The organism is Vibrio tasmaniensis, assembly GCF_024347635.1.
In the GTDB taxonomy this organism is placed as follows: Bacteria; Pseudomonadota; Gammaproteobacteria; order Enterobacterales; family Vibrionaceae; genus Vibrio; species Vibrio tasmaniensis.
The window spans coordinates 930,487-953,062 of record NZ_AP025510.1 but is presented as its reverse complement, the minus strand read 5'-3'; the positions used below and the strand labels follow the sequence as shown (position 1 = coordinate 953,062).

The window sequence follows — 22,576 nt, the reverse complement described above, 5'->3', positions numbered from 1 at the left end:
CAACCAGTGCTAACCAAAGCCAGTACTGATCAAGCTCTGGAAACCTTTCAATTTCTAAACTCAAATTTAAAAACTATTTTCTAAAGCGAAGCTTACAAAGCTAAGGTTTAAAAACACGTTTGAAAATCTATGTTTAAAAAGCTTTGTTCTGTTGGTCAAGATTAATGAGCGACCTGTGCGTGTTGAATCAGCACTCACATCACCCACTAACGATTAACCTTTTATTAATTTAACCTTAGCTTCAATTAGCCTTGGTATTTTTTGATTACTAGCGTTGCGTTCGTACCGCCGAAACCAAAGCTGTTAGACATAACCGTTGTTAGCTCTTGTTCACGAGCTTCAGTTACGATGTCTAAGCCTGCGCCCGCTTCGTCTAGGTTTGCAACGTTTATGCTTGGTGCGATGAAGCCGTTATCAAGCATTAGCGTTGAGTAAATTGCTTCGTGTACACCAGCTGCACCTAGAGCGTGACCTGTCATCGCTTTAGTTGCTGAGATTGCTGGGCTGTTGCCGCCAAAGACTTCTTGGATTGCACCAAGTTCTTTAACGTCACCAACAGGAGTTGAAGTACCGTGAGTGTTCACGTAGTCAACGCCATCAACGTTTTGCATTGCCATCTTCATACAACGAACCGCGCCTTCACCAGAAGGAGCAACCATGTCGTAGCCATCTGAAGTCGCGCCGTAACCTACAATCTCGCCGTAGATTTTTGCACCACGAGCAACAGCGTGCTCAAGCTCTTCGACAACTAGCATGCCGCCGCCACCAGAGATAACGAAACCGTCACGGTCTGCATCATAGGTACGAGATGCCAATTCAGGCGTATCGTTGTACTTAGTAGAAAGTGCGCCCATTGCGTCGAACATCATAGTCAGAGACCAATCCAGTTCTTCACCGCCACCAGCGAATACAACGTCTTGCTTACCCAGTTGGATAAGCTCCATTGCGTGACCAATACAGTGTGCAGATGTTGCACATGCAGAACTCATAGAGTAGTTGACACCACGGATTTTGAAAGGTGTTGCTAGACAAGCAGAAACCGTAGAAGCCATTGTACGTGGAACCATGTATGGACCAACGCGCTTCACGCCTTTTTCACGGATGATGTCTACTGCGTTTACTTGGTTTAGAGATGAAGCACCACCTGAACCCGCTACGATACCCGTGCGGTCATTAGATACTTGATCTTCAGTTAAACCAGAATCAGCAATTGCTTGCTCCATTGAAAGATAAGCGAATGCCGCTGCATCACCCATAAAGCGCATTTTTTTGCGATCGATATGGTCAGCAGGGTTCATTTTTAGGTTACCCCATACTTGAGAGCGCAAGCCATTTTCCTTGAACTGCTCTGAAGCGGTAATACCTGATTTACCCTCTTTCAGTGATGCTAAAACTTCTTCGACGTTGTTACCGATACTTGAAACAATACCCATACCGGTGATTACGACTCGTTTCATGTGACATTCCTATAATTCTAAATTCAGCTAGATGATAACTAAGAAGCCTAACAAAAGTGGTCAGCTTTCCTAGAAATTCGTACAATCCCTACCAACATATCGCTTCAAATCACAAAATGATAGATTTTATGACTTCAATTACTAATGCAGAACTGGAATGGAATGAGTCTGGCACGCCAGTTTCAGACCAATTTGACGACGTTTACTTCTCTAATGTTAACGGTTTAGAAGAAACTCGCTACGTCTTTTTAAAACAAAACCACCTTCCAGAGCGTTGGGTTGAACATCAACAACGCCGTTTTGTGATTGCTGAAACCGGTTTTGGTACAGGTTTAAACTTTCTCGCAGTCTGGCAATGGTTCGATGCTTTTCTTAAAGATAACCCACAAGCTATGACCAAAGAGTTACATTTCATCAGTTTTGAAAAATATCCTTTAAATAAAGATGATCTGATCAAAGCGCATCAGTCTTGGCCAGAATTAGCGGAGTATGCGACACAACTCCAAGAACACTACCCTATCGCCCTGCCTGAATGTCACCGTATTGTGTTGGGCGACGGCGCGATCACACTCGATTTATGGTTTGGTGATATCAAAGATTGTATGCCAAACGTGCCGACCTCGCAGGAAGGTTTGGTTGACGCTTGGTTCTTAGATGGCTTTGCGCCAAGCAAAAACCCAGAAATGTGGAATCAAAACCTATTCAACGGCATGGCCAAACTGGCAAAACAAGATTGCAGCTGTGCAACGTTTACCGCTGCCGGTTTTGTTCGCCGCGGTTTAATCGAAGCTGGCTTTGCGATGAAAAAAGTTAAAGGCTTTGGTACTAAGCGGGAAATGATTGCTGGCCACCTTGACGAGAAGCACGTTCATACCAACATCAAACCTTGGTATGGCCTTTCAGAGCACAGTGAATCACAAGACATTGCGATCATTGGTGGTGGTGTCGCCAGTGCTGCATTAGCCAAAACGTTAAGCCGCCGTGGTAAAAACATCACCCTTTACTGTGAACACCCACAAGCAGCGGGCAATGCCTCAGGTAACAACCAAGGTGCCATTTATCCGCTACTCAGCGAAGCGACATCTAATGTTTCAAGAATATTTGGTCCGGGCTTATTGTTTGCCCGCCAATTTATTAATCAAGCAGCACAATCAGTAAACTTCGATCACAATTGGTGTGGCGTGAACATTTTGATGTGGGATGAAGGCTCCACTAAAAAGCTTAATCGCATGTTAGAAGGCAATTTCCACACAGATCTGATTCAGCGTTTAATGCCAGAGCAAGCCAACGAAAAGATCGGCTTACCGGTCGATAAAGAGAGTGTCTACTTTCCACTGGGAGGTTGGCTAAGCCCTCTTCAGCTTACTCAAGGTTTGATTAGCAAGTTAGAAGAGACCAACCAAGTGAGCGCGCACTATCAACATCAAGTCACTCAACTTGAGTGGCTCGAAGCTGAACAACAATGGTTGCTGACACTCGAGACACCTCAAGGTGAGATTCAAACCAAGCACGACCAAGTAGTTGTCGCGAACGGACACAAGTTCACTCAGTTTGAACAAACTCGCCCCGTACCTCTGACGCCAGTTAAAGGCCAAGTAAGTCATATCCCGACTACAGAGAATCTCAGCCAGCTAAAAACCGTGTTGTGCTTTGATGGCTATCTTACGCCGCAGAATCCAAACAATGGTCATCACTGTATTGGTGCGAACTACGACAAAACCAATATCGACCAAGAATTTGATATTGAGGTTCAGCAGCACAATGGCGAGCGCCTGCATGGGTCGCTACCAGACCAAGCATGGACAAAAGATGTCGACACCAGTGACAACTTAGCGCGACAAGGTATCCGAAGTGTAAGCCGTGACCACCTTCCGTTTGTCGGAAACGTTGGCGATTTTGAATCAATCAAAGAACAGTACCAAGACCTGCACAACTTCAACCCACAACGTCACTCTGTTGATGATGTTCAAACAGTAGCAAGCTTCCCTAACCTCTATTGTTTTATCGGATTAGGCTCACGCGGCTTGAGCTCTGCACCTCTTTTAGCAGAAGTGTTAGCATCGCAAATTTGTGGCGACCCTCTTCCTCTTCCGGTTGATGTGCTCGAAGCCATTCACCCAAGCCGAATGTGGGTGCGCAGACTGCGTAAAGGCAAAGCGTTAACGGCGGGATGGGCTGCAGACAAGCACTCTAAATCAAAGCCGTAGTTTCTAGTTCAGCTATTCTGAATATCTGAAACTAAAGCTAAAAAGCCCGAGTGACATTTTATGTCTCTCGGGCTTTTTGTTGTTCTTGTTGATCTAAACTGATGTTCTAAACGGAGCAGTATTTACAGCTTAGCAACCGCGCCTTTAATCTGTTGGGCAATCTCTTCGTTGCTAATAGCACCCGACTCAAAATCAAAGTTATCGTAGAAGCTAGGCACTGAAAGCGATGCTTTAACGTTACCACCAAAGTACGGAGCCGAACCAGTTGCTGCGCCAAGTACTGTTTGTGCACCACCAGGGCCTGGTGATGTCGCTAAGTAAACCGCAGGTTTCTCGCCAAATACTGAACGCTCAATGCGTGTCGCCCAGTCAAATAGGTTTTTGTACGCCGCTGGGTAGTGGCCGTTGTGCTCAGCGAAAGAGATAACAAATGCGTCAGCTTCTGCTAGGTCACGTAAGAATGCTTGAGCACCTTCCGCTTGACCAATCTCTTTTTCAGTGTCTTCACTGAACATAGGAACGTTGTAATCGTTGATGTTTAGAACTTTGATTTCAGCACCTTCAATCAAGTTAGCTGCGTAAGTTGCTAGAGTTTTGTTGATAGAGGTAGAGCTGGTGCTTGCGCCGAATGCGATAACTTTCATGATGTGACCTTTTCTGTAATTCCGTTAAGTGGGATTAGAATAACGTAGTCAGAAAATGGAACCATCACAAGAAATGAACGGACTCATTCAAAAATTTCGAATGAGTCTCAAATAATACCAATTACAGTAAGTAAGTGTTCAAAGTAGCTCAGCAAAATGAAAAGGAAGGGACTGAGCGGCTAACGATAAATGACGAGCAGTTACGCTTGGTTTTGCAGTTCAACCCAAAGGTCATTAACGATAGTGCGGTCTGCTGGCGTTAGTTCAGAGCGAGCGTCATCTAAGCTCTTCTCAATACGTGCTTTTACTTCTACTACGTCTTCAATGCTGTCCTCTTCACATGAAGCCACTGAAAGAGAAATATGACCACGTAAGTAACCACCAGCAAACAGTTCATCGTCTGATGCGTTTTCAATGCGAGCATCAATTAATTCAAGTAGTTTTTCTTCAAATTCGATAATCATAATATTCTCTTATTTCACAATAAATTGGCTAGTACATAAAGGTTCAACGTCGTAGAAGCTACGTAATGCTTCAGAGAGCATTTTCACGCGAGGCGGAAGACCAGCTTCAAAGATACCCATGACTTCGCTGTGTACTTTAATCATAAAGGCCAAACGGTCTGGCTCAAAATCGCCGTGTAGATTGTCACAGCTGACATTAAAAGGAAAGCCTGCACTGGTCGCAATGATCCATTCATACGCTTGTGGGCGAATTTCCACTTTTTCAAACTCAGCTTGAACCGCCTCAGTTCGGCCATCAGGCTCATACCAGTAACCAAAATCTTCCAATAAACGACGCTCAGGGCCAGCCACAAACCAATGCGCTATCTCGTGAAGCGCTGAAGCATAAAAGCCACGTGCGAAAACAATTCTGTGATGTGGGGTGTCATCATCAGCTGGCAGGTAAATAGGCTCGTCCGCTCCCAGTTCTAGCTTAGTATTGAAGCTCTCGAAAAAGGTTTGATTGAAAATATTGATGATGTCTGGATATTGGTGAGTCATAAGATCAAATTTAAGTAAAAATAACTGGGGCATTTTGCGTTTTTTTAGGCGCTCGGTAAAGCCCTATCACTGGCAATGACATTAGGTTGATCATAATACTTTACGATGACAATCGATTGCTGCTTCCAGATTACACCATTTTGAGGTGAATGATTAGTTTAGCTAATCTGAAATGCCTATTCACGGTACAAATATTCATTCGTCAATCAGCGTTTTTACTACTACACTCGCGCTTCATTTTTATATCCCTATGGCCTATAAGACTCCAATTTATAGACCTAAATTATAGAGCTACAGCAATGCTACTAAGTGTTTTGTATATCATTGGCATCACGGCAGAAGCCATGACCGGCGCTCTCAGTGCTGGCAAACAAAAAATGGATTGGTTTGGTGTAATGCTGGTTGCAAGTGCAACGGCAATTGGCGGCGGTACAGTAAGAGACATTTTACTTGGCCATTACCCTTTAGGCTGGGTTGAAACCCCCCAGTATCTGGCGATCACTTGTATTGCTGGTGTTATCACAACGGGACTAGCCAAATGGGTAATCAAGCTAAAAGGCTTGTTCATTCGTTTGGATGCGTTAGGGCTTATCGTATTCAGTATCATTGGTACTAAAGTGGCGATGACCATGGGCTTGCACCCAATGATTTGCATGGTGTCTGCATTGGTGACTGGCGTGTTTGGTGGCCTGCTGCGAGACCTTATCTGCCGTCAAACACCATTAGTGCTGCATGAAGAGCTGTACGCGTCTGTTGCCCTTGTCGCTTCAGGGCTGTACTTAGGCTTACTTGAGTTTGGCATCAACGACGTAACCGCAACCACCGTTACGCTTGTGGTTGGTTACTTGCTACGTATGGCGGCTGTAAGATTCAAGTGGCGCTTACCGTCATTCCAGTTAGACCCTGAAAGCTCGGTTCACTAATTCCAGATTTGCGCTTCTAAAAAATTAGAAGCGCAAATTCATGAGAGAAGGTTATTCAAAACAGTCCACGTTAAAGTTCGCGATATACGTTTCTTCACGCAAATAATTAAGCGTTTCGACAAAAGAAATACTTGCGCGTTTACCAACACTAGAGTGAAGAGAATTAAATACGTTCGGTTGCGAACTAAATTCAGCTTTAAAATCATATTCTTGGCTCGAACTATTCGCACAAAACTCTAACTCATGCTTATCCGAACCACCTTCAATGATCGAAAGTTCACCAAAAAAACATTCACTTTCAGCCGTCGGTTTTAACCCTTTTATATTAAACTCTAGCGTTGCTGGTGTTTGGCACTGAAACTTTACTTCCTGCTCACTTTCTACTGTTGTGCATGCGGTAAGAAGTAGAATCATAAACACTGAAATTAATCGTTTCATTGTTTAATAACCCCATACTGAACAAGCTCTGCTCGGCTCATGTAGTGCATACCTTCGGGTTTCGCAGCTTCCAAAGTGTACCAATAGAAACTTGAATCGATATTTAACGTTTCGTAATAATCCAAGTAACGTTCATGTTCAAAATGATTTTTTGGCAACAAAGAGCCATTCAACCCATCATTTGAGCTCCATGAATGAACACCGATTTTCGCACCCGCTTCAACGGTTCTTTTTACACCAGCTAAAAACAGATCAGTACCGCCCGAAGCAATAAGTCCAGATGAGCCGATATGGCTATTCATACCAGCTTCTCGAACCATCAAACCCAGCTCCGTATTTGCTTCATCATCCGCAGAACCATTGATATTCTTAAACTCTAGCATGGTCACTTGCGGATTCTGATTTAACATATCTTCAAAAGCATCGGGAGATCCGCTACATACAACCCCAGAGAGAATGGCGGTATCACCCTTGACATAAAATGTGAGTGACCTTTCACCTTCTAATGATGCATCACACTTCGAATAGTAAACACTATCGTAATCAACAGAAGCGCAACCGTTAAGAAACAGCGTTGCTAAGAGAAGCTTTTTGAACATAAATAATTACTCCAACCAGTAAGGGGATTCAAAGTAGATTCTGTACCTTTAAAATCTACCATAAGAAAAGCAGCTCTTACGTAATTGATTGTAATTGATTGTCATTAACCGTTTAGATCTGTGGTGTTTCTGTTGTCACACCAAAGTTTTGACCACGGTGACGTAGCAAGTGATCAAGCAATACAATAGCTAACATCGCTTCTGCGATAGGCACAGCTCGGATACCAACACATGGATCGTGACGACCTTTAGTGATTAGCTGCGTTGCTTCACCGTCTTTGGTGATAGTGTCACCAGGAACGGTAATACTTGATGTTGGCTTAAGTGCAATACTTGCCACAATATCTTGGCCAGTAGAAATACCACCTAAGATACCGCCAGCATGGTTGCTGCTGAAGCCTTCTGGAGTTAATGGATCACGGTGTTCACTGCCGCGTTGATTAACCACATCGAAGCCATCACCAATCTCAACACCTTTCACCGCATTGATGCTCATTAGAGCGTGCGCGATGTCTGCATCTAGACGATCAAAGATTGGCTCACCAAGGCCTACAGGCACTTTAGTCGCAACTACTTGAATCTTCGCACCGATCGAGTTGCCTTCTTTTAGCAAGTCACGAATCAGTTGGTCAAATTCAGGTACTTTGTCGGCATCAGGACAGAAGAAAGCGTTGTTTTCGATCTCGTTCCAATCCACTTTATCAATTGAGATATCACCCATTTGAGAAAGATAAGCTTGGATTTCAACACCAAATTCTTGCTTAAGGTATTTCTTCGCAATCGCACCTGCCGCAACACGCATTGCAGTTTCACGAGCAGAAGAGCGACCGCCACCTCGATAATCACGCACACCGTACTTTTGATGGTAGGTATAATCAGCGTGGCCAGGGCGGAACTTGTCTTTAATTTCGGAATAGTCTTTAGAGCGTTGGTCTGTATTTTCAATCAATAGACCAATAGAAGTACCCGTAGTCTGGCCTTCAAATACACCGGATAAAATCTTTACTTCATCCGCTTCACGGCGAGCCGTTGTATAACGAGAAGTACCTGGGCGACGACGATCCAAATCTCTTTGAAGGTCTGCTTCGGTAATTTCTAATCCTGGTGGGCACCCATCTACGATACATCCTAGTGCGATACCGTGACTTTCTCCGAACGTAGTCACGCGGAAATGTTGTCCGATACTGTTTCCTGCCATTACTTCCTCTAAATCAGCCATTGAGCAGAAGGTTTGATTCCTAAACCTACGGGCTAACAGCTTTACTTGTCTATTCTTCGTGAATTCATATTGGCTTTATTACCAAATGATGTAAACCCCAAAAAACCAACAATTTTAACTTTCTATTACATGAGCCGAATGAAATGAATAACGAGGGGAAATGAGTGGTGCTTTAAAGTGGTGATTTTGAATAGTTTCATGGCCAGTTAACAAAGGTTAATGAACTCGGTTTGAATACTCTCTATGTTGTAGCCCAAAATAATAAGGAGAAAAGTGATGATCGAGTGGAGAGTTAAAAAATTTTCGGAGCTGTCTGTTCAAGAGCTCTATGATTTCTTACAGCAAAGAGTCGATATTTTTATCGTCGATATGAACACACCCTATAGTGATCTAGACGGCAAAGATAGCCATCCAGAAACCTATCACGTCATGGGTTATGAGAACGGGCAACTAGTAGCTTACAGTCGAATTATGGCTCAGAAGCTTGGATACCCCGTAGATGTTCTCCCTCTGATCGATTCTGATGCAGATGATGTTTGTATCGGGCGAGTGATCGTAGCAAAGGATTATCGAGGTAAACAGATTGGTAATCAGCTGATGCAAGTAAGCTTTGATGCAACCCGCGAGGCGTACCCTGACTGTTCAATTTTTATTTCGGCACAAGCACATCTCAAAGACTACTATGGTAAATTCGGATTCAACGTTGTCACCGACAGTTATTTGGAAGATGGGTGCAGTATGTTAGGTCTTAGATATACCCCACAGCTAGTGGCCGTTTAGCAAAAGACAAAAGACAGAGGCATCGAAATACAAAACATGGTTTTGATAGATTAAGTCGTTCTGAAATGCAAAAAACCCGACAACTCAGAGAGTTATCGGGTTTCTTTAAATAGTGGTACGCCCTGAAGGATTCGAACCTTCGACCACCTCCTTAGAAGGGAGGTGCTCTATCCAGCTGAGCTAAGGGCGCGCTACAGGGAAGGATTATACGAATTCGAATCAGTAAAGCAACGGCTTTATGTAACATTCTGATCCAAGTGAGTAAAAAAAGTGCAATAGGATTATAAGTGTTGGAAAATAGAACAAAGCAAACGTTTGCTTGATGGTAATCAAAAAGATTTTCTGGAATAATGCGCCAAAAACATCAGCCACTAACTTGAATATCAATACTAAGGAAATTCATGACTGCTCAAAATATTGATGGAAAGCTAATTTCTCAAACGGTTCGCTCTGAAGTTGCGGCTCGTGTAAAAGCTCGCACTCAAGCTGGATTACGCGCTCCGGGCCTAGCGGTTGTTTTAGTGGGTGAAGACCCTGCTTCTCAGGTTTACGTAGGAAGTAAACGTAAAGCATGTGAAGAAGTTGGCTTCGTATCTAAATCTTACGACTTGCCAGCCACTGCTACAGAAGACGAATTATTAACACTGGTAGACCAACTGAACGAAGACCCGGAGATTGACGGTATTCTTGTTCAACTTCCCCTACCAGCTGGTATTGATAGCACTCAAGTTCTTGAGCGCATCACGCCGGAAAAAGACGTTGATGGCTTCCACCCATACAACGTAGGTCGTTTGGCTCAGCGTATGCCTAAGCTTCGCTCTTGTACGCCTAAAGGCATCATTACGCTGCTTGACCGTTATAACATCGACTTACGTGGCAAACACGCGGTTGTGGTTGGCGCATCAAACATCGTAGGTCGCCCAATGACGTTAGAGCTTCTTCTAGCCGGTTGTACAACGACAACATGTCACCGCTTCACCAAAGACCTTGAGGGTCATGTACGTCAAGCAGATGTTGTTGTTGTAGCAGTTGGTAAGCCTAACTTCATTCCTGGTGCTTGGATTAAGAAAGGGGCTGTTGTGGTCGATGTAGGCATCAATCGTTTGGAATCTGGCAAACTCGTTGGCGACGTTGAATACGATGTCGCGAAAGAGAGCGCAAGCTTCATCACACCAGTTCCGGGTGGTGTTGGTCCAATGACTGTAGCAAGCCTAATTGAGAACACTATGATTGCTTGTGAGCAGTTTCACTCGAAATAATCCGCAGCGACAACCTCGGGGAATAATACCGTTGACACCAGTTGTCACGCCCTAAAATAAGAAAGCCGCAACGTGATGAACGTTGCGGCTTTTTTGGTGATTACCCATAACAAAACGAGAAGTATAAGTAATTTAAGATGTCGCTGTTAAAGTGAAAGTACCACGCCAGCAATCGCTGCGCTCATTAGGTTGGCAAGCACACCTGCACAAATCGCTTTAAAACCGTATTGTGAGATGAAAGAACGACGCTCTGGAACTAAGCTGCCCAAACCACCAATCAGGATTGCCATCGTAGAGATGTTGGCAAAACCACATAGCGCGAAAGTAACGATCGCTTTTGAGTGTTCACTCAGTGCGTCTTTCACGTCCATTAACTGGATGAAAGCCACAAACTCGTTCACAACGATCTTGTTACCGATCAGCGAGCCTGCAACCACAGCCTCAGACCACGGCACACCGATCAGCCATGCAACGGGCGCGAACACATAACCTAGGATAAGTTCGAAGCTTAGGTTTACGCCAAACCAACCACCAACAATACCTAATAAGCCATTCAGCATTGCAATCACACTGATAAAGGCCAGAAGTGTCGCACCCACTGCAACGGCAATACGAAGTCCAGACATAGCCCCATCTGCCATTGCCTCAACTACGTTTGTTGCTCGTGGAATTTCAACGTCAGACTCAATATTTTCTTGAGCCTCATCTGCGCTACCTGGTACCAAAATCTTGGCCATTAATAGACCAGCAGGAGCAGACATGAATGCCGCAGCGATCAGGTAGTTCAAATCAACACCAAGCGATGCATAACCGACTAGCGTGCCACCAGCTACAGAAGCCAAACCACACACCATGACGGCAAACAATTGTGAATCCGTCATGTGCTTCAAGTAAGGCTTAACTACCAATGGCGCTTCGATCATGCCAACAAAGATGTTCGCCGTTGCGGACAGTGATTCCGCACGACCTGTACCTAAGAACTTTTGCAAAGCACCGCCGATAAGGTTAATCACCTTCGGCATAAAGCCGATGTGGTACAAACCTGAAATCAATGCAGAGAAAAAGATAATGATGCCGAGAACGTTAATAGCGAAAACAAATCCGTTATTCGTTAGGCCACCAAACAGGAAGTTAATCCCCTCTTGACCGTAGTTGATCAAGCTAGACACCCCACCAGTAGCTGCATTCAATACTTCTTTACCCATTGGCACATAAAGAACCAATAGCGCGAATGAGATTTGCAGTAAGAAAGCCAAAGAGACGGTTCTTAGCGGAATATTTTTTCTGTCCGTAGATAGTAACCAAGCGGCTACTAAAATAGTGATAATTCCAAGTAGGGAAGCCATATGCGTCAACCTAAAAGTTGTAGGTAGGAAAGGCGACGCATTGTATAGAGGAAATCGTTTGCGGCAAGGTGCGGTTGTTAATGTGATGTTGGGATTATCACTGCCTCATCTATGATTATATTAAAGCATTGAATTTTAATGATTTAACTTGCTTAAAAAGCATACTTTTTCCATATGGAAATTATATTTATAGATTAGGAAACAGTTAACGGTGCAGCTCAACGCAGGTTTTGAGGTTTTCATCCCAATAAGTCGGCGATCCGATATGATCTTTAATGAACTCAATCACTGCAGAAAGCTTCTTCGGCATGTTCTTTCTACTCGGATATACAGCATAAAATGGCATCAACTGACTTGCTCGCCATTCTGGTAATACTTGGATGAGCTTGCCCGTTCTAAACTCTTCTTTGACTAAGTAAGTCGCCAGATAAGCAACACCCCAACCTGACACAGCGGCGTCTCGTACCGCTTCCGCTAAATCCACCGAGTAATCGCCCGCCACTTTAACACTGAGATTTTCTTGGCCATTATCAAATGCCCACGATGTATAGTCACGCTCACGGCTGCGATAAATTAGGCAATTATGCTCAATAAGATCGGAAGGCACGTGTGGAGTCCCTGCCTTAATCAGATAATCCGGTGATGCCGCCACCACAAACTGGCTATCCGCTAAGCGCTGCGCAATATAACCTTCAGGTAAATCTTCATTGTTGGTGATCCAGAGATCCAGTCGCTCTTCAATCATATCCACTTTGTAGTCGAACAAGTGAACCTCAATTCTCAGCTGAGGATAGAGCTGTCTGAGCTGATCAATTGCAGGAATGATATGCAGTGTGCCAAATGACTGTGACAAGCCCACTCGCAATATCCCAGAAATGTCATCACGCTGGCTGTCCATGTCCATTTGAGCCGCTTTTACGGTGTTAAACAGCAGCTCACAGTGCTGATAGAATACTTCTCCTGCCTCCGTTAACGTTAGGCTACGTGTGGTTCTTTGCACCAGCTTGATACCTATCGAATCCTCGAGCAAAGCAACTTGCTTACTAATATGAGACACCGAAACGTTCAAGCTTTTTGCAGCACTAGTAAAACCTTCATGCTTGATCAGCGCATGGAATATCACCATCTGTGCAGCTCTGTCTGTTAGCACAAGACCACCTTATTAAATCTCTAAAATATAAAATCAAAAAGGACTCCGAAGAGTCCTTTAGTTCGTTCTGCCTATGGTAGGCCAAATGCTATCAAAGCAAGCTAAATCTACTAATCAAACTTAATTCTATCGGCTAGGTGACTGACAGCCAAAGCAAAGTAGTAAGAACGATTCCACTTCATTAACACATTGTAGTTGTTGTAAATGAGGTACGAACGACCGGTTTCATCGTCTGGCATAATTAGCCAAGCTTTAATGTCTTCATCAAGCGTTGGCAATGGGCGATCGTCAAAGCGCTTAATACCGAGTTCAGACCACTCTTTTAGATATTTCGCTTTGTCCTTATCTCGGCCTTGCATCTCGATAGACACGGTTGCCGGAACGTGAACCTGACGGCCCCAAGTATATTTGTCATCCCAACCTGATTGGCTGAGATAATTAGCCGCCGAAGCAAAGACATCTTCTTCGGTACCCCAAATATCTTTCTTGCCATCGCCATTACCATCAGCAGCATAAGCTAAGAATGAGCTTGGCATAAACTGAGGTTGACCCATTGCGCCAGCCCAAGAGCCTTTCATCTCTTTGGGTGTAATGTGGCCTTGGTCAAGAATCGCCAGTGCCGCCATCGCTTCGCTACGGAAAAACGCTTCTCTGCGCCCTTCGTAGGCCATGGTCGTTAATGCATCGATAACACTGTAATTGCCCGTGAACTTACCAAAGTTACTCTCAACACCCCATAGCGCGACAATGAATCTTGGTTGAACACCATATTCATCACCAATGCGCTTCAACGCTGAATAATGCTTCTTATAGAGCGATCTCGCCTGCTTCACTTTCCAATCTGGAACCGCGCGTGGAATGTATTCATCCAGAGTCAGTTTTTTCTCAGGTTGGTTCTTATCGGCTTTCACCGCTCTTGGCTTAAACGTCACACCATCAAAGGCTTGATCAATGATCGTTTCAGAGATGCCTTCTGCACGGCCTTGTTGCTTTAGTTTCTCTACATATTGCTCAAAGCTCAGCTCTTCAGCCTGAACTGAACCAATCGTCAGGCTATTACCCAATAGTAATGCCGACACAGCCAATATGGTTTTCGAAAATTTACTCAACGATCACTCCTCCCTGAATTAAGGTAGCTATCACTCTTCGTCTTGAACGTTTTGCTGAGCTTTACGCTCTTTATGAAGTTCAAGTTCATTAACCGGTGGTGGCGGAACCTGCAGAAAGAAACCATCGGTGTTCAGTGATTCTCTCACTTTATCGATGTTCACTTGCGCCAGTTTACGTCCATCCATTTTAATTACCATTACAAAACTAGGTTTACCAAACATTTGCATCAATGCGTCAGGTACTTGTGAAAAATCGTCCTTCTTAGGGATATATAGGTATGTTCCTTCTTTCTTTGAACTTTTATATATAGAACACAGCATGACAAACCTTTTCTTGTTTATGACTACAAAATTCTCACTTACGAGATCAATAGTTTATGTTAAGGGAAATATTGGGAACAAAACGTTCATTTGACAACAAGATTACTTGCTGTGCTTGGTTTGGGAATATAACATGATAACCCTAGTTTCAGGCAACGCCCTTTATTTTATTGATAAAGAAATTGTACCAATCCGCTATTGAGGTCCTGTAGTTTTCGATGTCTAGTAATCCAGATCTAAAAGGTAGCAGTTTTACGCTATCTGTTTTGCACTTATCCGATGATCAAGTCGAAAATGCGGTGTCTTTTCTTCAAGAAAAAGTAAACCAAGCTCCCACTTTTTTCGCTGCTGCGCCTGTTGTTATCAATATTAGTAAAGTCGCGGGTGATATCGATTTTGTGCAACTGAAAGAGGGCATTTCTCAAGCGGGCATGATCCCTGTCGGTGTGGCTGGTTGTTCGGATAAACGTATGCAGAACCTAGCGAAAGAAGCCGGTTTTGCCGTGATGACAGCCAGTAAGTCTCCTTCTCAAGCTCCAGCGAAGATGGCTCCGATAAAAGTGGTGAGAACGCCGATTCGTTCTGGTCAGCAAGTGTATGCAAAAGATGGCGATCTATTGATCCTCAGCCATGTGAGTGCCGGTGCAGAAGTCATAGCCGATGGCAGCATCCATATCCATGGTACTTTACGCGGTCGTGCGATTGCAGGCGCGAGTGGTCAAACTGAAGCAAAAATAATTTGTAATGATTTACAAGCCGAGCTGGTTTCCATTGCTGGAAATTACTGGCTCAGCGATCAAATTGAAAGCGAGTACTGGCAGAAGAAAACCATGTTCAGTATGGCAAACGATGTATTAAACGTTGATGTCCTCGCAATATAAGAGAAATAAAAAGGAAAACAAAATGGCACGCATTATCGTTGTAACGTCAGGTAAAGGCGGGGTAGGCAAAACGACCTCCAGTGCAGCTATTGCCTCAGGCTTAGCTTTAAAAGGGAAGAAAACCGCAGTTATCGACTTTGATATCGGTCTGCGTAACCTAGATTTAATCATGGGTTGTGAGCGTCGTGTTGTGTACGACTTCGTTAACGTTATCAATGGCGAAGCGACACTTAACCAAGCGATGATCAAAGACAAGCGCACAGAGAATCTATTCATTCTTCCGGCTTCTCAAACTCGTGATAAAGATGCACTAACAAAAGACGGTGTTCGTCGTGTATTTGATGAACTGGATGAAATGGGCTTTGATTTCATCATCTGTGATTCTCCTGCGGGTATCGAGCAAGGCGCTTTGATGGCGTTGTATTTCGCTGATGAAGCGATTGTAACCACTAACCCTGAAGTTTCTTCTGTACGCGACTCAGACCGTATTCTTGGTATTCTTGATTCTAAGTCTCGTCGTTCAGAAGACGGCTTAGAACCAGTGAAGACACACCTTTTACTGACTCGCTACAACCCAGCACGTGTAACTCAAGGTGAGATGCTCAGTGTTGAGGACGTTGAAGAGATTCTTCACATCTCTCTACTGGGTGTGATTCCAGAGAGCCAAGCAGTACTGAACGCGTCGAACAAAGGTGTTCCAGTTATTTTTGACGAAGCAACCGATGCAGGTATGGCTTACAATGATACTGTAGAACGACTACTGGGTAACCCAGTGGACTTCCGTTTCTTAACGGAACAGAAGAAAGGCATCTTCAAAAGACTGTTCGGGGGCTAATACGCAATGTCATTACTAGAGTTTTTTAGACCACAAAAAAAGACAACCGCAAACCTAGCTAAAGAGCGTTTGCAGATCATTGTTGCCGAGCGACGCAGCCATGACGACCCAGCGCCGTCTTATCTGCCGCAACTAAAAGAAGACATCTTGAAGTGTATTGCGAAGTACGTTGACGTCGATCCATCAATGGTTGATCTGACTTTCGAACACAAAGATGACGACATCTCTGTATTAGAGCTGAACGTTAAGCTTCCAGAAGAAGACCGATAATCAGAGTTCGATCGGAGCTTATCAATATTCAATAAAAAAGAGAGCCTAGGCTCTCTTTTTTATCTTTTCAATTATGTCTAAACACGATAAAAGATTAAGAATTCTGCATACGCTTTTTCAAACGCGCCAAATCAATGGCGCTTGAACGAACCGTTAGCTTAATACATTCGTAATCGTACTCTTCTTTTACCACACTCATGTTTGAGCGAATCTCACCAATGATGCCTTGGCCAGAATAAGGAATCGTGATCTCTTCTTCGATCATGCCTTCTTCAGCAACACCAACGATGTATTTGTGCAGTTTAGTGATATCTAACGGATCACGAGTTGACGTTAGCATCGCATCTGGGAATTCTTCGATCAGCTCTAATTGCTGTTCTTCAGTCAATCTATCGCACTTATTCAGTACTAATAGCTTTTCACTGCCTTCAACGCCCACTTGTGCTAATACGTCGTGTACCACATCAAGTTGTGCGCGGAATGAAACGTCAGAAGCATCAACAACATAAAGTAGCAATGAAGCATCATGCGCTTCTGCTAGCGTTGAGTGGAACGAAGCAACCAGATCGTGTGGCAATTTCTTGATGAAACCAACCGTGTCTGAAACCAAGATACGCGGTTGAGTAATTGGTTGAAGTGCACGAACCGTCGTATCTAGCGTTGCGAACAGTTTATCTTCACCCACCACTTCGGTTGCGGTCATTGCACGCATCATCGAAGATTTACCGGCATTGGTGTAGCCAACTAACGCAACAGTGAAAAGCTCCGCGCGCCTTGTGCGTCGGGTCTTCATTTCATCTTGTACGCTTACTAGCTCGCGCTTAAGCGCAGCAATTTGGTCACGTACGTTACGACGGTCTAGCTCAAGTGAAGTTTCACCGGCGCCCTGACCCATTTGACGCTCTTTATCACCCTCAGCCGTTTCACGAAGTCGTGGCACTTGATAATTGAGACGAGCGATATCAACTTGCAGACGAGCAGTACGAGTACGAGCGTGACGGCTAAAGATTTCGATGATGATGCCAGTACGGTCAAATACTTCCACACCCAAACTCGCCTCAACAGTACGCATTTGAGATGGGCTTAAATCACAGTCAAATACCACAACATCAGCGGCACCGTATTGGAAGTTACCCGTAGGAAGATCATCAAAATCTAGCTCATCGATTTCAGCATTAAAATCAAACGACTCATCAATAAAGTCTTCATCTTCTGCTTCTTCAATAGAGCCTTGATAACCAGTTAGATGTGCAATTTCGGCAAGCTTACCTGCACCCAACACATTCTGTCTTTGAGATGAACTGTGGTGTTGCGATTGCGTACCGACGACTTTAAACCCTAGGGTTGTCACTAAGCGAGCAAGTTCGGCAAGAGACTCTTTTGCTTCGTCACCTTTAAAATCCGGTGTCGTAATAGAAATAAGTAAAGCGTTATTCGCCGCTGGTTTTGCTGTTAGTTTCATGTATTCTTCTGTTTATGCACCAAGGTGCAACCTAGTTTTTGGTCTAAAGTAGTGTGATCCTACGCGTTTCTACGTCAGCTTTATAGAGCTAAGGGATACTAAATCACGATATTATTGCAGTAGAAGCATATATATCGTTTATCCCCTGTTTTTATAAGGGATAGAAAGCAAGTATAGCCAACGAAAAAGGCAGCATCACCTTACTTATTACTCGTTGGTGATACTGCCTTTGATTTAGACATGAACTTTGATTGTTAAACTAACTCAGCAACTAGAAGTTGAAGTTAGAAGTCGATTCTCGCTTCGGTTTGAGCATCGAAGAATACCGCCTTTGATAAGTCAAAATGCAGTGGTGCCATTTGTCCAACGGACACTTCAAATTCTGGCGATAAACGACACGCGACTTCTTGATCGTTCACTTTAACCATTGCGATGGTATCTGGCCCTGTTGGCTCCAACACTTCCAATTGCAGATCTAGCTTTGTAGTTGCCGACACATCATCACCTTCTTGCTCAGTAATGTGCTCAGGACGAAGCCCTATCACCAACTCTTTGCCATCTTGGTCACGCATACTCTGTGGCAATCGAATGTGGTGTTCTTGCTCTGCCGTGCCAGTTACTTTGATGATCGGATTCTGTTCCTCATCCAAATCCACCATGGTCTTAATGAAGTTCATGGATGGTGACCCCATAAAGCCCGCCACGAACATATTGTTGGGTTTAGTGTAGATCTCTTGTGGTGTGCCAAGTTGCTGCAGTTCGCCGTCTTTCATTACTGCGATGCGATCCGCCAGAGTCATAGCTTCAATCTGATCATGGGTTACATAAACAATCGTGGTATTCAGCTTCTGGTGCAGACGTTTAATCTGATGGCGCATTTCAACACGCAGCTTGGCATCCAAGTTAGAAAGCGGCTCATCAAATAGATACAGCTTAGGACGACGAGCCAAAGCACGGCCCATCGCGACACGTTGACGCTGGCCACCAGAAAGTTGCGACGGTTTACGATCTAGCAATTGTTCAATTTGTAGCATTTCCGCCACTCGATTAACTTCAGCATCAATCTCTTGTTGCGGCATCTTACGAATCTTCAAACCGAAAGCGATATTGCCGCGTACCGTCATGTTTGGGTAAAGCGCGTACGACTGGAATACCATCGCAATGTCGCGATCTTTAGGTTCAACCTGCGCTACATCGACACCATCAATCACGATTTCACCCGAGCTAATATTTTCGAGCCCAGCGATGGTGTTCATTAGGGTGGATTTTCCACACCCCGAAGGGCCGACAAGTATCAAAAATTCCCCCGAATCGATACTAATGTCGATGCCCTTTAACGTTTCGTTGTCCGCGTTGCGATAGGTTTTACGGATCTGTTTTAAATCTAATGTTGCCATGGGTAATTATCCTTTTACTGATCCTGCCGTTAGGCCACGAACAAAATATTTTCCTGCGAAGACGTACACCAACAGCGTTGGCAGTGCGGCGATGATCGCGGCAGCCATATCGACGTTATATTCTTTAACGCCTGTGCTGGTGTTGACTAGGTTGTTTAATGCCACGGTGATCGGCTGAGTTTCTGAACCTGAGTACACCACCCCGAACAAGAAATCATTCCAGATTGCGGTGAACTGCCAGATCACAGTCACCATGATGATCGGTGTCGAGATCGGTAATAAGATCTTGAAGAAAATCGTAAAGAAGCCAGCACCGTCGAGCTTTGCCGCCTTGATCAATTCATCAGGAATCGAGATATAGAAGTTACGGAAAAACAGAGTGGTAAACGCCATGCCGTAGATAACGTGCACAATCACTAAGCCGATAGTTGTGTTCGCTAGCCCCATCTTGCCGAGCATGGTTGCCATTGGTAGTAGCACCACTTGGAATGGAATAAAGCAGCCAAATAACAACAAACTAAAGAACAGGTTTGAACCTCTGAATTGCCATTTCGTCACAACATAACCATTGAATGCACCGAGCAATGTTGAAATCGCGACCGCAGGAATCACCATTTGGAACGAGTTCCAGAAGTAGCCTTTGATGCCTTCACATTTCACGCCCGTACAGGCGGTATCCCACGCTTTATACCAAGCATCGAACACCCACTCTTTCGGCAAGCTCATTAAGTTACCCGCCTTGATGTCAGGCAGAGTTTTGAATGAAGTGAGCGCCATGACGAACAGTGGCATTAAATACACCAAGCAGAAGAAAAGCAGTGCTGAATAAATAAAGATTCGAGCAAAGTTGACGTTATTCATCATGACTTTTTCTCCCTAAGTTCAGAGTAAAGATAAGGCACGAGAATAGCTAAGATACCGGCAAGCATCATCATGGCACTGGCAGCACCAAGGCCGATTTGACCGCGAGTAAAGGAGTGTGCATACATAAATAGCGCTGGAAGATCCGATGAATAACCCGGACCACCCGCCGTCATTGCGGTCACAAGGTCGAAGCTCTTAATCGCAATGTGTGAGGTGATGATCACCGCACTGAAAACCACAGGACGCAAGCAAGGTAGAATGATTTTGAGATAGATAGTGGGTAAGCTTGCCCCGTCAATCTGAGCGGCTTTGATGATTGATGAATCAATACCGCGTAGCCCTGCTAAGAACATCGCCATTACGAATCCAGAAGACTGCCAAAGTGCCGCGATAACCAAGGTATAGACCGACATTTCAGAGTCGACTAACCAATCAAATTTGAAGTCAGTAAATCCCCAGTCTTGCATCAGTTTTTCAATGCCAAGACCCGGGTTAAGAATCCATTTCCACGCCGTACCTGTCACGATGAATGACAACGCCATTGGGTAGAGATAGATAGTACGAATCGCTCCTTCTTGGCGGATATTTTGGTCAAGCAATACCGCTAAACCAACACCAAGCAAGATGGCAATAGCCATAAATAGAAAACCAAACACACCGAGGTTGGTGATTGAAGTGATCCAGCGATCGTTGTCCATCAGCTTTTCATATTGGGTTAAACCAACGAAGTTAAAGCTCGGCAGAAATCGAGAGTTGGTGAACGACAATGCGGCCGTCCAAAATATATAACCGTAGATACACACCACGGTCACTAACGCAGTTGGCGCCAGTACAATTTTAGGTAACCAATGTTGCAACCTGTCAGCAAAACTCGGTTTCGGTGCAGGCTGGCTCCTTGTGGGTTTTGGAGTCGACTCAGTCAAAACATGCTCCATAACTTATCCTTGTTGCACAATCGAGCCAATGGCTTACCTTTCGGCACCACATCAGCATCACGCATATTAGAATTGGGAGTGAAGAGCAGATAGGCTCCCTACGAGCCTACCCACCCTGGGGGTTTGGTGTTAGACCAAGTTAGATTAGATAGCCGCTTTCACTGCTTTTGCTAACTTAGCTGCCGCTTGTTTCGGATCGGCATCTTTCTCGTTGAAGAAGTTGGTCACTACGTCATAGATAGCGCCTTGAGCGTAGCTTGTTGTCGCTAGGCCGTGAGCCATACTCGGAACAAGATCGCCCGATTCAGCACTCGCTTTGAAGGTTGCCATTGAATCCAACGCACATTGGTCAAACTTAGACATGTCCATATCTAGACGTACAGGGATAGAACCTTTGTTAAGGTTGAAGACTTCTTGGAAATCTTTAGTAAGAATGGTTTTAGCTAGATCTTGCTGCGCTTTTTGGTTCTCTTTGTCGCTTAACTCGAAGAACGCAAAGCTATCGATATTGAAGGTAAATTGGCCGTCAGTACCAGGAGCTGGTGCACAGATGTAGTCTTTACCCGGCACTTTACCTGCTGCAGTAAATTCACCTTTCGCCCAGTCACCCATGATTTGCATCGCGGCTTCGCCATTAATAACCATTGAGGTTGCGACGTTCCAATCACGACCTGGCGAGTTGCTGTCGATGTAATCACGCATCTTTTTGAACTTGGTGAATACTTCCACCATTTTGTCGCCAGATAACACGTCCATATCAAGCTCAACGAACGCTTTGTTGTAATCTTCACTGCCTAGTACGTCGAGAGCTACTGCTTCGAATACCGTCGCGTCTTGCCAAGGTTGACCACCATGAGCCAATGGAATGAAGCCAGCCGCTTTAATCTTGTCTGCAGCAACAAAGAACTCATCTAATGTCGTTGGAACCGTCACACCCGATTTTTCTAAAACAACAGGGTTTGCCCAAAGCCAGTTAACACGGTGAACGTTGACAGGAACTGCTACATATTCGCCATCCCACTTCATCACTTTAGTCACTACTTCTGGTAGTAGTTCATCCCATTGTTCTTGTTTTGCAGTCGCATCGAGAGACGTTAGAAAACCTAAACCACCCCACTCCTGAATATCATGACCTTTAATCTGCGCGGCAGATGGAGGGTTGCCCGATACTGCTCGCGTTTTCAAAACAGTCATCGCACTTTCACCGCCGCCACCAGCCACTGCAAAGTCTTTCCAAGTATGGCCTTGTTGTTCAATCATCTCTTTCAGTACCGCAGCGGATTTCGCTTCGCCACCGGCAGTCCACCAGTGAAGTACTTCCACTTCACCAGCGTGAGAAAATGTTGAGGCAGCAAGAAGAGATAGAGTAAGTAGGGTTTTATTGATTTTCATTATAATCTTCCATGTTTAGCGGACTCGACGTCCGGTTCAATAAAGAGTCTACTTATTCTGATTGATAAGATTGAAACAAAAGGT

23 protein-coding genes and 1 tRNA gene are annotated in these 22,576 nt (G+C 44.5%); 7 read left to right on the top strand and 17 right to left on the bottom strand.

Annotated features, from left to right (window positions below; all coding sequences use genetic code 11):
• Nucleotides 1-245: 245 nt before the first annotated feature.
• Entirely contained in the window at nt 246-1,457 is a 1,212-nt protein-coding gene (gene fabB, locus OCV44_RS04585) for a beta-ketoacyl-ACP synthase I (protein ID WP_086049000.1), read from the bottom strand.
• 128 nt (nt 1,458-1,585) lie between these two features.
• Here fabB and mnmC point away from each other — a divergent pair, with 128 nt between their 5' ends.
• On the top strand, nt 1,586-3,664 hold the full coding sequence (gene mnmC / locus OCV44_RS04580) for a bifunctional tRNA (5-methylaminomethyl-2-thiouridine)(34)-methyltransferase MnmD/FAD-dependent 5-carboxymethylaminomethyl-2-thiouridine(34) oxidoreductase MnmC (protein ID WP_211349768.1): 2,079 nt from the start codon (nt 1,586-1,588) through the stop codon (nt 3,662-3,664).
• 122 nt (nt 3,665-3,786) lie between these two features.
• On the opposite strand, the gene OCV44_RS04575 is transcribed toward mnmC, so the two are convergent.
• From OCV44_RS04575 to OCV44_RS04565, 3 genes are all read right to left on the bottom strand, one after another.
• Nucleotides 3,787-4,308 carry an NADPH-dependent FMN reductase gene (locus tag OCV44_RS04575; RefSeq protein WP_139685572.1) on the bottom strand — a complete coding sequence of 174 codons (522 nt, stop codon included), beginning with the start codon at nt 4,306-4,308 and terminating at the stop codon, nt 3,787-3,789.
• A 200-nt stretch (nt 4,309-4,508) separates the two neighbouring features.
• Nucleotides 4,509-4,772, bottom strand: a complete 264-nt coding sequence (locus OCV44_RS04570) for a YfcL family protein (protein WP_139685573.1) — start codon at nt 4,770-4,772, stop codon at nt 4,509-4,511.
• A 9-nt stretch (nt 4,773-4,781) separates the two neighbouring features.
• Complete coding sequence (locus tag OCV44_RS04565; RefSeq protein WP_139685601.1) at nt 4,782-5,312, bottom strand: elongation factor P hydroxylase; 531 nt, start codon at nt 5,310-5,312, stop codon at nt 4,782-4,784.
• Between the two features lie 299 nt (nt 5,313-5,611).
• On the opposite strand from OCV44_RS04565, the gene OCV44_RS04560 reads away from it, so the two are divergent.
• Nucleotides 5,612-6,235, top strand: a complete 624-nt coding sequence (locus tag OCV44_RS04560) for a trimeric intracellular cation channel family protein (RefSeq protein WP_139685574.1) — start codon at nt 5,612-5,614, stop codon at nt 6,233-6,235.
• Nucleotides 6,236-6,286: 51 nt separating this feature from the next.
• On the opposite strand, the gene OCV44_RS04555 is transcribed toward OCV44_RS04560, so the two are convergent.
• The 3 genes from OCV44_RS04555 to aroC all read right to left on the bottom strand — a co-directional run bounded on the left by OCV44_RS04555 (nt 6,287) and on the right by aroC (nt 8,470).
• Nucleotides 6,287-6,673, bottom strand: a complete 387-nt coding sequence (locus tag OCV44_RS04555) for a hypothetical protein (protein ID WP_139685575.1) — start codon at nt 6,671-6,673, stop codon at nt 6,287-6,289.
• Nucleotides 6,670-7,272, bottom strand: coding sequence for a COG3904 family protein (locus OCV44_RS04550; protein ID WP_139685576.1), 603 nt, complete (start codon nt 7,270-7,272; stop codon nt 6,670-6,672). The genes OCV44_RS04555 and OCV44_RS04550 overlap by 4 nt, the downstream gene beginning before the upstream one ends.
• Before the next feature lie 112 nt (nt 7,273-7,384).
• Nucleotides 7,385-8,470: a chorismate synthase gene (gene aroC, locus OCV44_RS04545; RefSeq protein ID WP_017062360.1), complete on the bottom strand. Its 1,086-nt coding sequence runs from the start codon at nt 8,468-8,470 to the stop codon at nt 7,385-7,387.
• Between the two features lie 297 nt (nt 8,471-8,767).
• Here aroC and OCV44_RS04540 point away from each other — a divergent pair, with 297 nt between their 5' ends.
• On the top strand, nt 8,768-9,271 hold the full coding sequence (locus tag OCV44_RS04540) for a GNAT family N-acetyltransferase (RefSeq protein ID WP_139685577.1): 504 nt from the start codon (nt 8,768-8,770) through the stop codon (nt 9,269-9,271).
• A 113-nt stretch (nt 9,272-9,384) separates the two neighbouring features.
• Here OCV44_RS04540 and OCV44_RS04535 read toward each other — a convergent pair.
• Nucleotides 9,385-9,461: transfer RNA gene (locus OCV44_RS04535), tRNA-Arg, on the bottom strand.
• Between the two features lie 211 nt (nt 9,462-9,672).
• Between OCV44_RS04535 and folD the strand changes: the two genes are divergently transcribed.
• Entirely contained in the window at nt 9,673-10,530 is an 858-nt protein-coding gene (gene folD / locus OCV44_RS04530; RefSeq protein WP_012603477.1) for a bifunctional methylenetetrahydrofolate dehydrogenase/methenyltetrahydrofolate cyclohydrolase FolD, read from the top strand.
• Nucleotides 10,531-10,676: 146 nt separating this feature from the next.
• Here the strand turns inward: folD and OCV44_RS04525 are convergent, their stop codons facing one another.
• The 4 genes from OCV44_RS04525 to OCV44_RS04510 form a co-directional block, all read right to left on the bottom strand.
• Nucleotides 10,677-11,876, bottom strand: a complete 1,200-nt coding sequence (locus OCV44_RS04525) for a NupC/NupG family nucleoside CNT transporter (RefSeq protein ID WP_139685578.1) — start codon at nt 11,874-11,876, stop codon at nt 10,677-10,679.
• A 205-nt stretch (nt 11,877-12,081) separates the two neighbouring features.
• Nucleotides 12,082-13,002 (bottom strand): LysR family transcriptional regulator, encoded by a 921-nt coding sequence (locus OCV44_RS04520; protein ID WP_139685602.1) that lies wholly within the window; start codon nt 13,000-13,002, stop codon nt 12,082-12,084.
• 134 nt (nt 13,003-13,136) lie between these two features.
• Nucleotides 13,137-14,135 carry a lytic murein transglycosylase gene (locus OCV44_RS04515; protein ID WP_139685579.1) on the bottom strand — a complete coding sequence of 333 codons (999 nt, stop codon included), beginning with the start codon at nt 14,133-14,135 and terminating at the stop codon, nt 13,137-13,139.
• A gap of 30 nt (nt 14,136-14,165) precedes the next feature.
• On the bottom strand, nt 14,166-14,456 hold the full coding sequence (locus tag OCV44_RS04510; protein ID WP_009848496.1) for a YcgL domain-containing protein: 291 nt from the start codon (nt 14,454-14,456) through the stop codon (nt 14,166-14,168).
• Between the two features lie 218 nt (nt 14,457-14,674).
• On the opposite strand from OCV44_RS04510, the gene minC reads away from it, so the two are divergent.
• Genes minC through minE form a run of 3 tightly spaced genes read left to right on the top strand, consistent with a single transcriptional unit; the run spans nt 14,675 to nt 16,442 of the window.
• On the top strand, nt 14,675-15,337 hold the full coding sequence (gene minC / locus OCV44_RS04505) for a septum site-determining protein MinC (protein WP_139685580.1): 663 nt from the start codon (nt 14,675-14,677) through the stop codon (nt 15,335-15,337).
• A 22-nt stretch (nt 15,338-15,359) separates the two neighbouring features.
• The gene (gene minD / locus OCV44_RS04500; protein WP_139685581.1) at nt 15,360-16,172 is read left to right on the top strand and encodes a septum site-determining protein MinD; all 813 of its coding nucleotides are present in this window, start codon (nt 15,360-15,362) and stop codon (nt 16,170-16,172) included.
• Nucleotides 16,173-16,178: 6 nt separating this feature from the next.
• Nucleotides 16,179-16,442, top strand: coding sequence for a cell division topological specificity factor MinE (minE, locus tag OCV44_RS04495; protein WP_009848499.1), 264 nt, complete (start codon nt 16,179-16,181; stop codon nt 16,440-16,442).
• A 94-nt stretch (nt 16,443-16,536) separates the two neighbouring features.
• On the opposite strand, the gene hflX is transcribed toward minE, so the two are convergent.
• The 5 genes from hflX to OCV44_RS04470 all read right to left on the bottom strand — a co-directional run bounded on the left by hflX (nt 16,537) and on the right by OCV44_RS04470 (nt 22,492).
• Nucleotides 16,537-17,904 carry a GTPase HflX gene (gene hflX / locus OCV44_RS04490; protein ID WP_139685582.1) on the bottom strand — a complete coding sequence of 456 codons (1,368 nt, stop codon included), beginning with the start codon at nt 17,902-17,904 and terminating at the stop codon, nt 16,537-16,539.
• 284 nt (nt 17,905-18,188) lie between these two features.
• On the bottom strand, nt 18,189-19,301 hold the full coding sequence (locus tag OCV44_RS04485; RefSeq protein WP_065113367.1) for an ABC transporter ATP-binding protein: 1,113 nt from the start codon (nt 19,299-19,301) through the stop codon (nt 18,189-18,191).
• Between the two features lie 6 nt (nt 19,302-19,307).
• Nucleotides 19,308-20,165, bottom strand: a complete 858-nt coding sequence (locus OCV44_RS04480) for a carbohydrate ABC transporter permease (RefSeq protein WP_050052727.1) — start codon at nt 20,163-20,165, stop codon at nt 19,308-19,310.
• Nucleotides 20,162-21,100, bottom strand: a complete 939-nt coding sequence (locus tag OCV44_RS04475) for a carbohydrate ABC transporter permease (protein ID WP_009848503.1) — start codon at nt 21,098-21,100, stop codon at nt 20,162-20,164. The genes OCV44_RS04480 and OCV44_RS04475 overlap by 4 nt, the downstream gene beginning before the upstream one ends.
• 144 nt (nt 21,101-21,244) lie before the next feature.
• Nucleotides 21,245-22,492 carry an ABC transporter substrate-binding protein gene (locus tag OCV44_RS04470; protein WP_139685583.1) on the bottom strand — a complete coding sequence of 416 codons (1,248 nt, stop codon included), beginning with the start codon at nt 22,490-22,492 and terminating at the stop codon, nt 21,245-21,247.
• Between the last annotated feature and the right edge of the window lie 84 nt (nt 22,493-22,576).

Coding starts and splice junctions, on each gene's coding strand:
- OCV44_RS04470 (WP_139685583.1), bottom strand. CDS start 22,492: ATGAAAATCAATAAAACCCTACTTACTCTATCTCTTCTTGCTGCCTCA.
- minC (WP_139685580.1), top strand. CDS start 14,675: ATGTCTAGTAATCCAGATCTAAAAGGTAGCAGTTTTACGCTATCTGTT.
- OCV44_RS04575 (WP_139685572.1), bottom strand. CDS start 4,308: ATGAAAGTTATCGCATTCGGCGCAAGCACCAGCTCTACCTCTATCAAC.
- OCV44_RS04560 (WP_139685574.1), top strand. CDS start 5,612: ATGCTACTAAGTGTTTTGTATATCATTGGCATCACGGCAGAAGCCATG.
- OCV44_RS04475 (WP_009848503.1), bottom strand. CDS start 21,100: ATGGAGCATGTTTTGACTGAGTCGACTCCAAAACCCACAAGGAGCCAG.
- OCV44_RS04480 (WP_050052727.1), bottom strand. CDS start 20,165: ATGATGAATAACGTCAACTTTGCTCGAATCTTTATTTATTCAGCACTG.
- folD (WP_012603477.1), top strand. CDS start 9,673: ATGACTGCTCAAAATATTGATGGAAAGCTAATTTCTCAAACGGTTCGC.
- OCV44_RS04540 (WP_139685577.1), top strand. CDS start 8,768: ATGATCGAGTGGAGAGTTAAAAAATTTTCGGAGCTGTCTGTTCAAGAG.
- minD (WP_139685581.1), top strand. CDS start 15,360: ATGGCACGCATTATCGTTGTAACGTCAGGTAAAGGCGGGGTAGGCAAA.
- OCV44_RS04485 (WP_065113367.1), bottom strand. CDS start 19,301: ATGGCAACATTAGATTTAAAACAGATCCGTAAAACCTATCGCAACGCG.
- fabB (WP_086049000.1), bottom strand. CDS start 1,457: ATGAAACGAGTCGTAATCACCGGTATGGGTATTGTTTCAAGTATCGGT.
- minE (WP_009848499.1), top strand. CDS start 16,179: ATGTCATTACTAGAGTTTTTTAGACCACAAAAAAAGACAACCGCAAAC.
- OCV44_RS04520 (WP_139685602.1), bottom strand. CDS start 13,002: ATGGTGATATTCCATGCGCTGATCAAGCATGAAGGTTTTACTAGTGCT.
- OCV44_RS04510 (WP_009848496.1), bottom strand. CDS start 14,456: ATGCTGTGTTCTATATATAAAAGTTCAAAGAAAGAAGGAACATACCTA.
- mnmC (WP_211349768.1), top strand. CDS start 1,586: ATGACTTCAATTACTAATGCAGAACTGGAATGGAATGAGTCTGGCACG.
- OCV44_RS04565 (WP_139685601.1), bottom strand. CDS start 5,312: ATGACTCACCAATATCCAGACATCATCAATATTTTCAATCAAACCTTT.
- OCV44_RS04555 (WP_139685575.1), bottom strand. CDS start 6,673: ATGAAACGATTAATTTCAGTGTTTATGATTCTACTTCTTACCGCATGC.
- hflX (WP_139685582.1), bottom strand. CDS start 17,904: ATGAAACTAACAGCAAAACCAGCGGCGAATAACGCTTTACTTATTTCT.
- OCV44_RS04550 (WP_139685576.1), bottom strand. CDS start 7,272: ATGTTCAAAAAGCTTCTCTTAGCAACGCTGTTTCTTAACGGTTGCGCT.
- OCV44_RS04525 (WP_139685578.1), bottom strand. CDS start 11,876: ATGGCTTCCCTACTTGGAATTATCACTATTTTAGTAGCCGCTTGGTTA.
- OCV44_RS04570 (WP_139685573.1), bottom strand. CDS start 4,772: ATGATTATCGAATTTGAAGAAAAACTACTTGAATTAATTGATGCTCGC.
- aroC (WP_017062360.1), bottom strand. CDS start 8,470: ATGGCAGGAAACAGTATCGGACAACATTTCCGCGTGACTACGTTCGGA.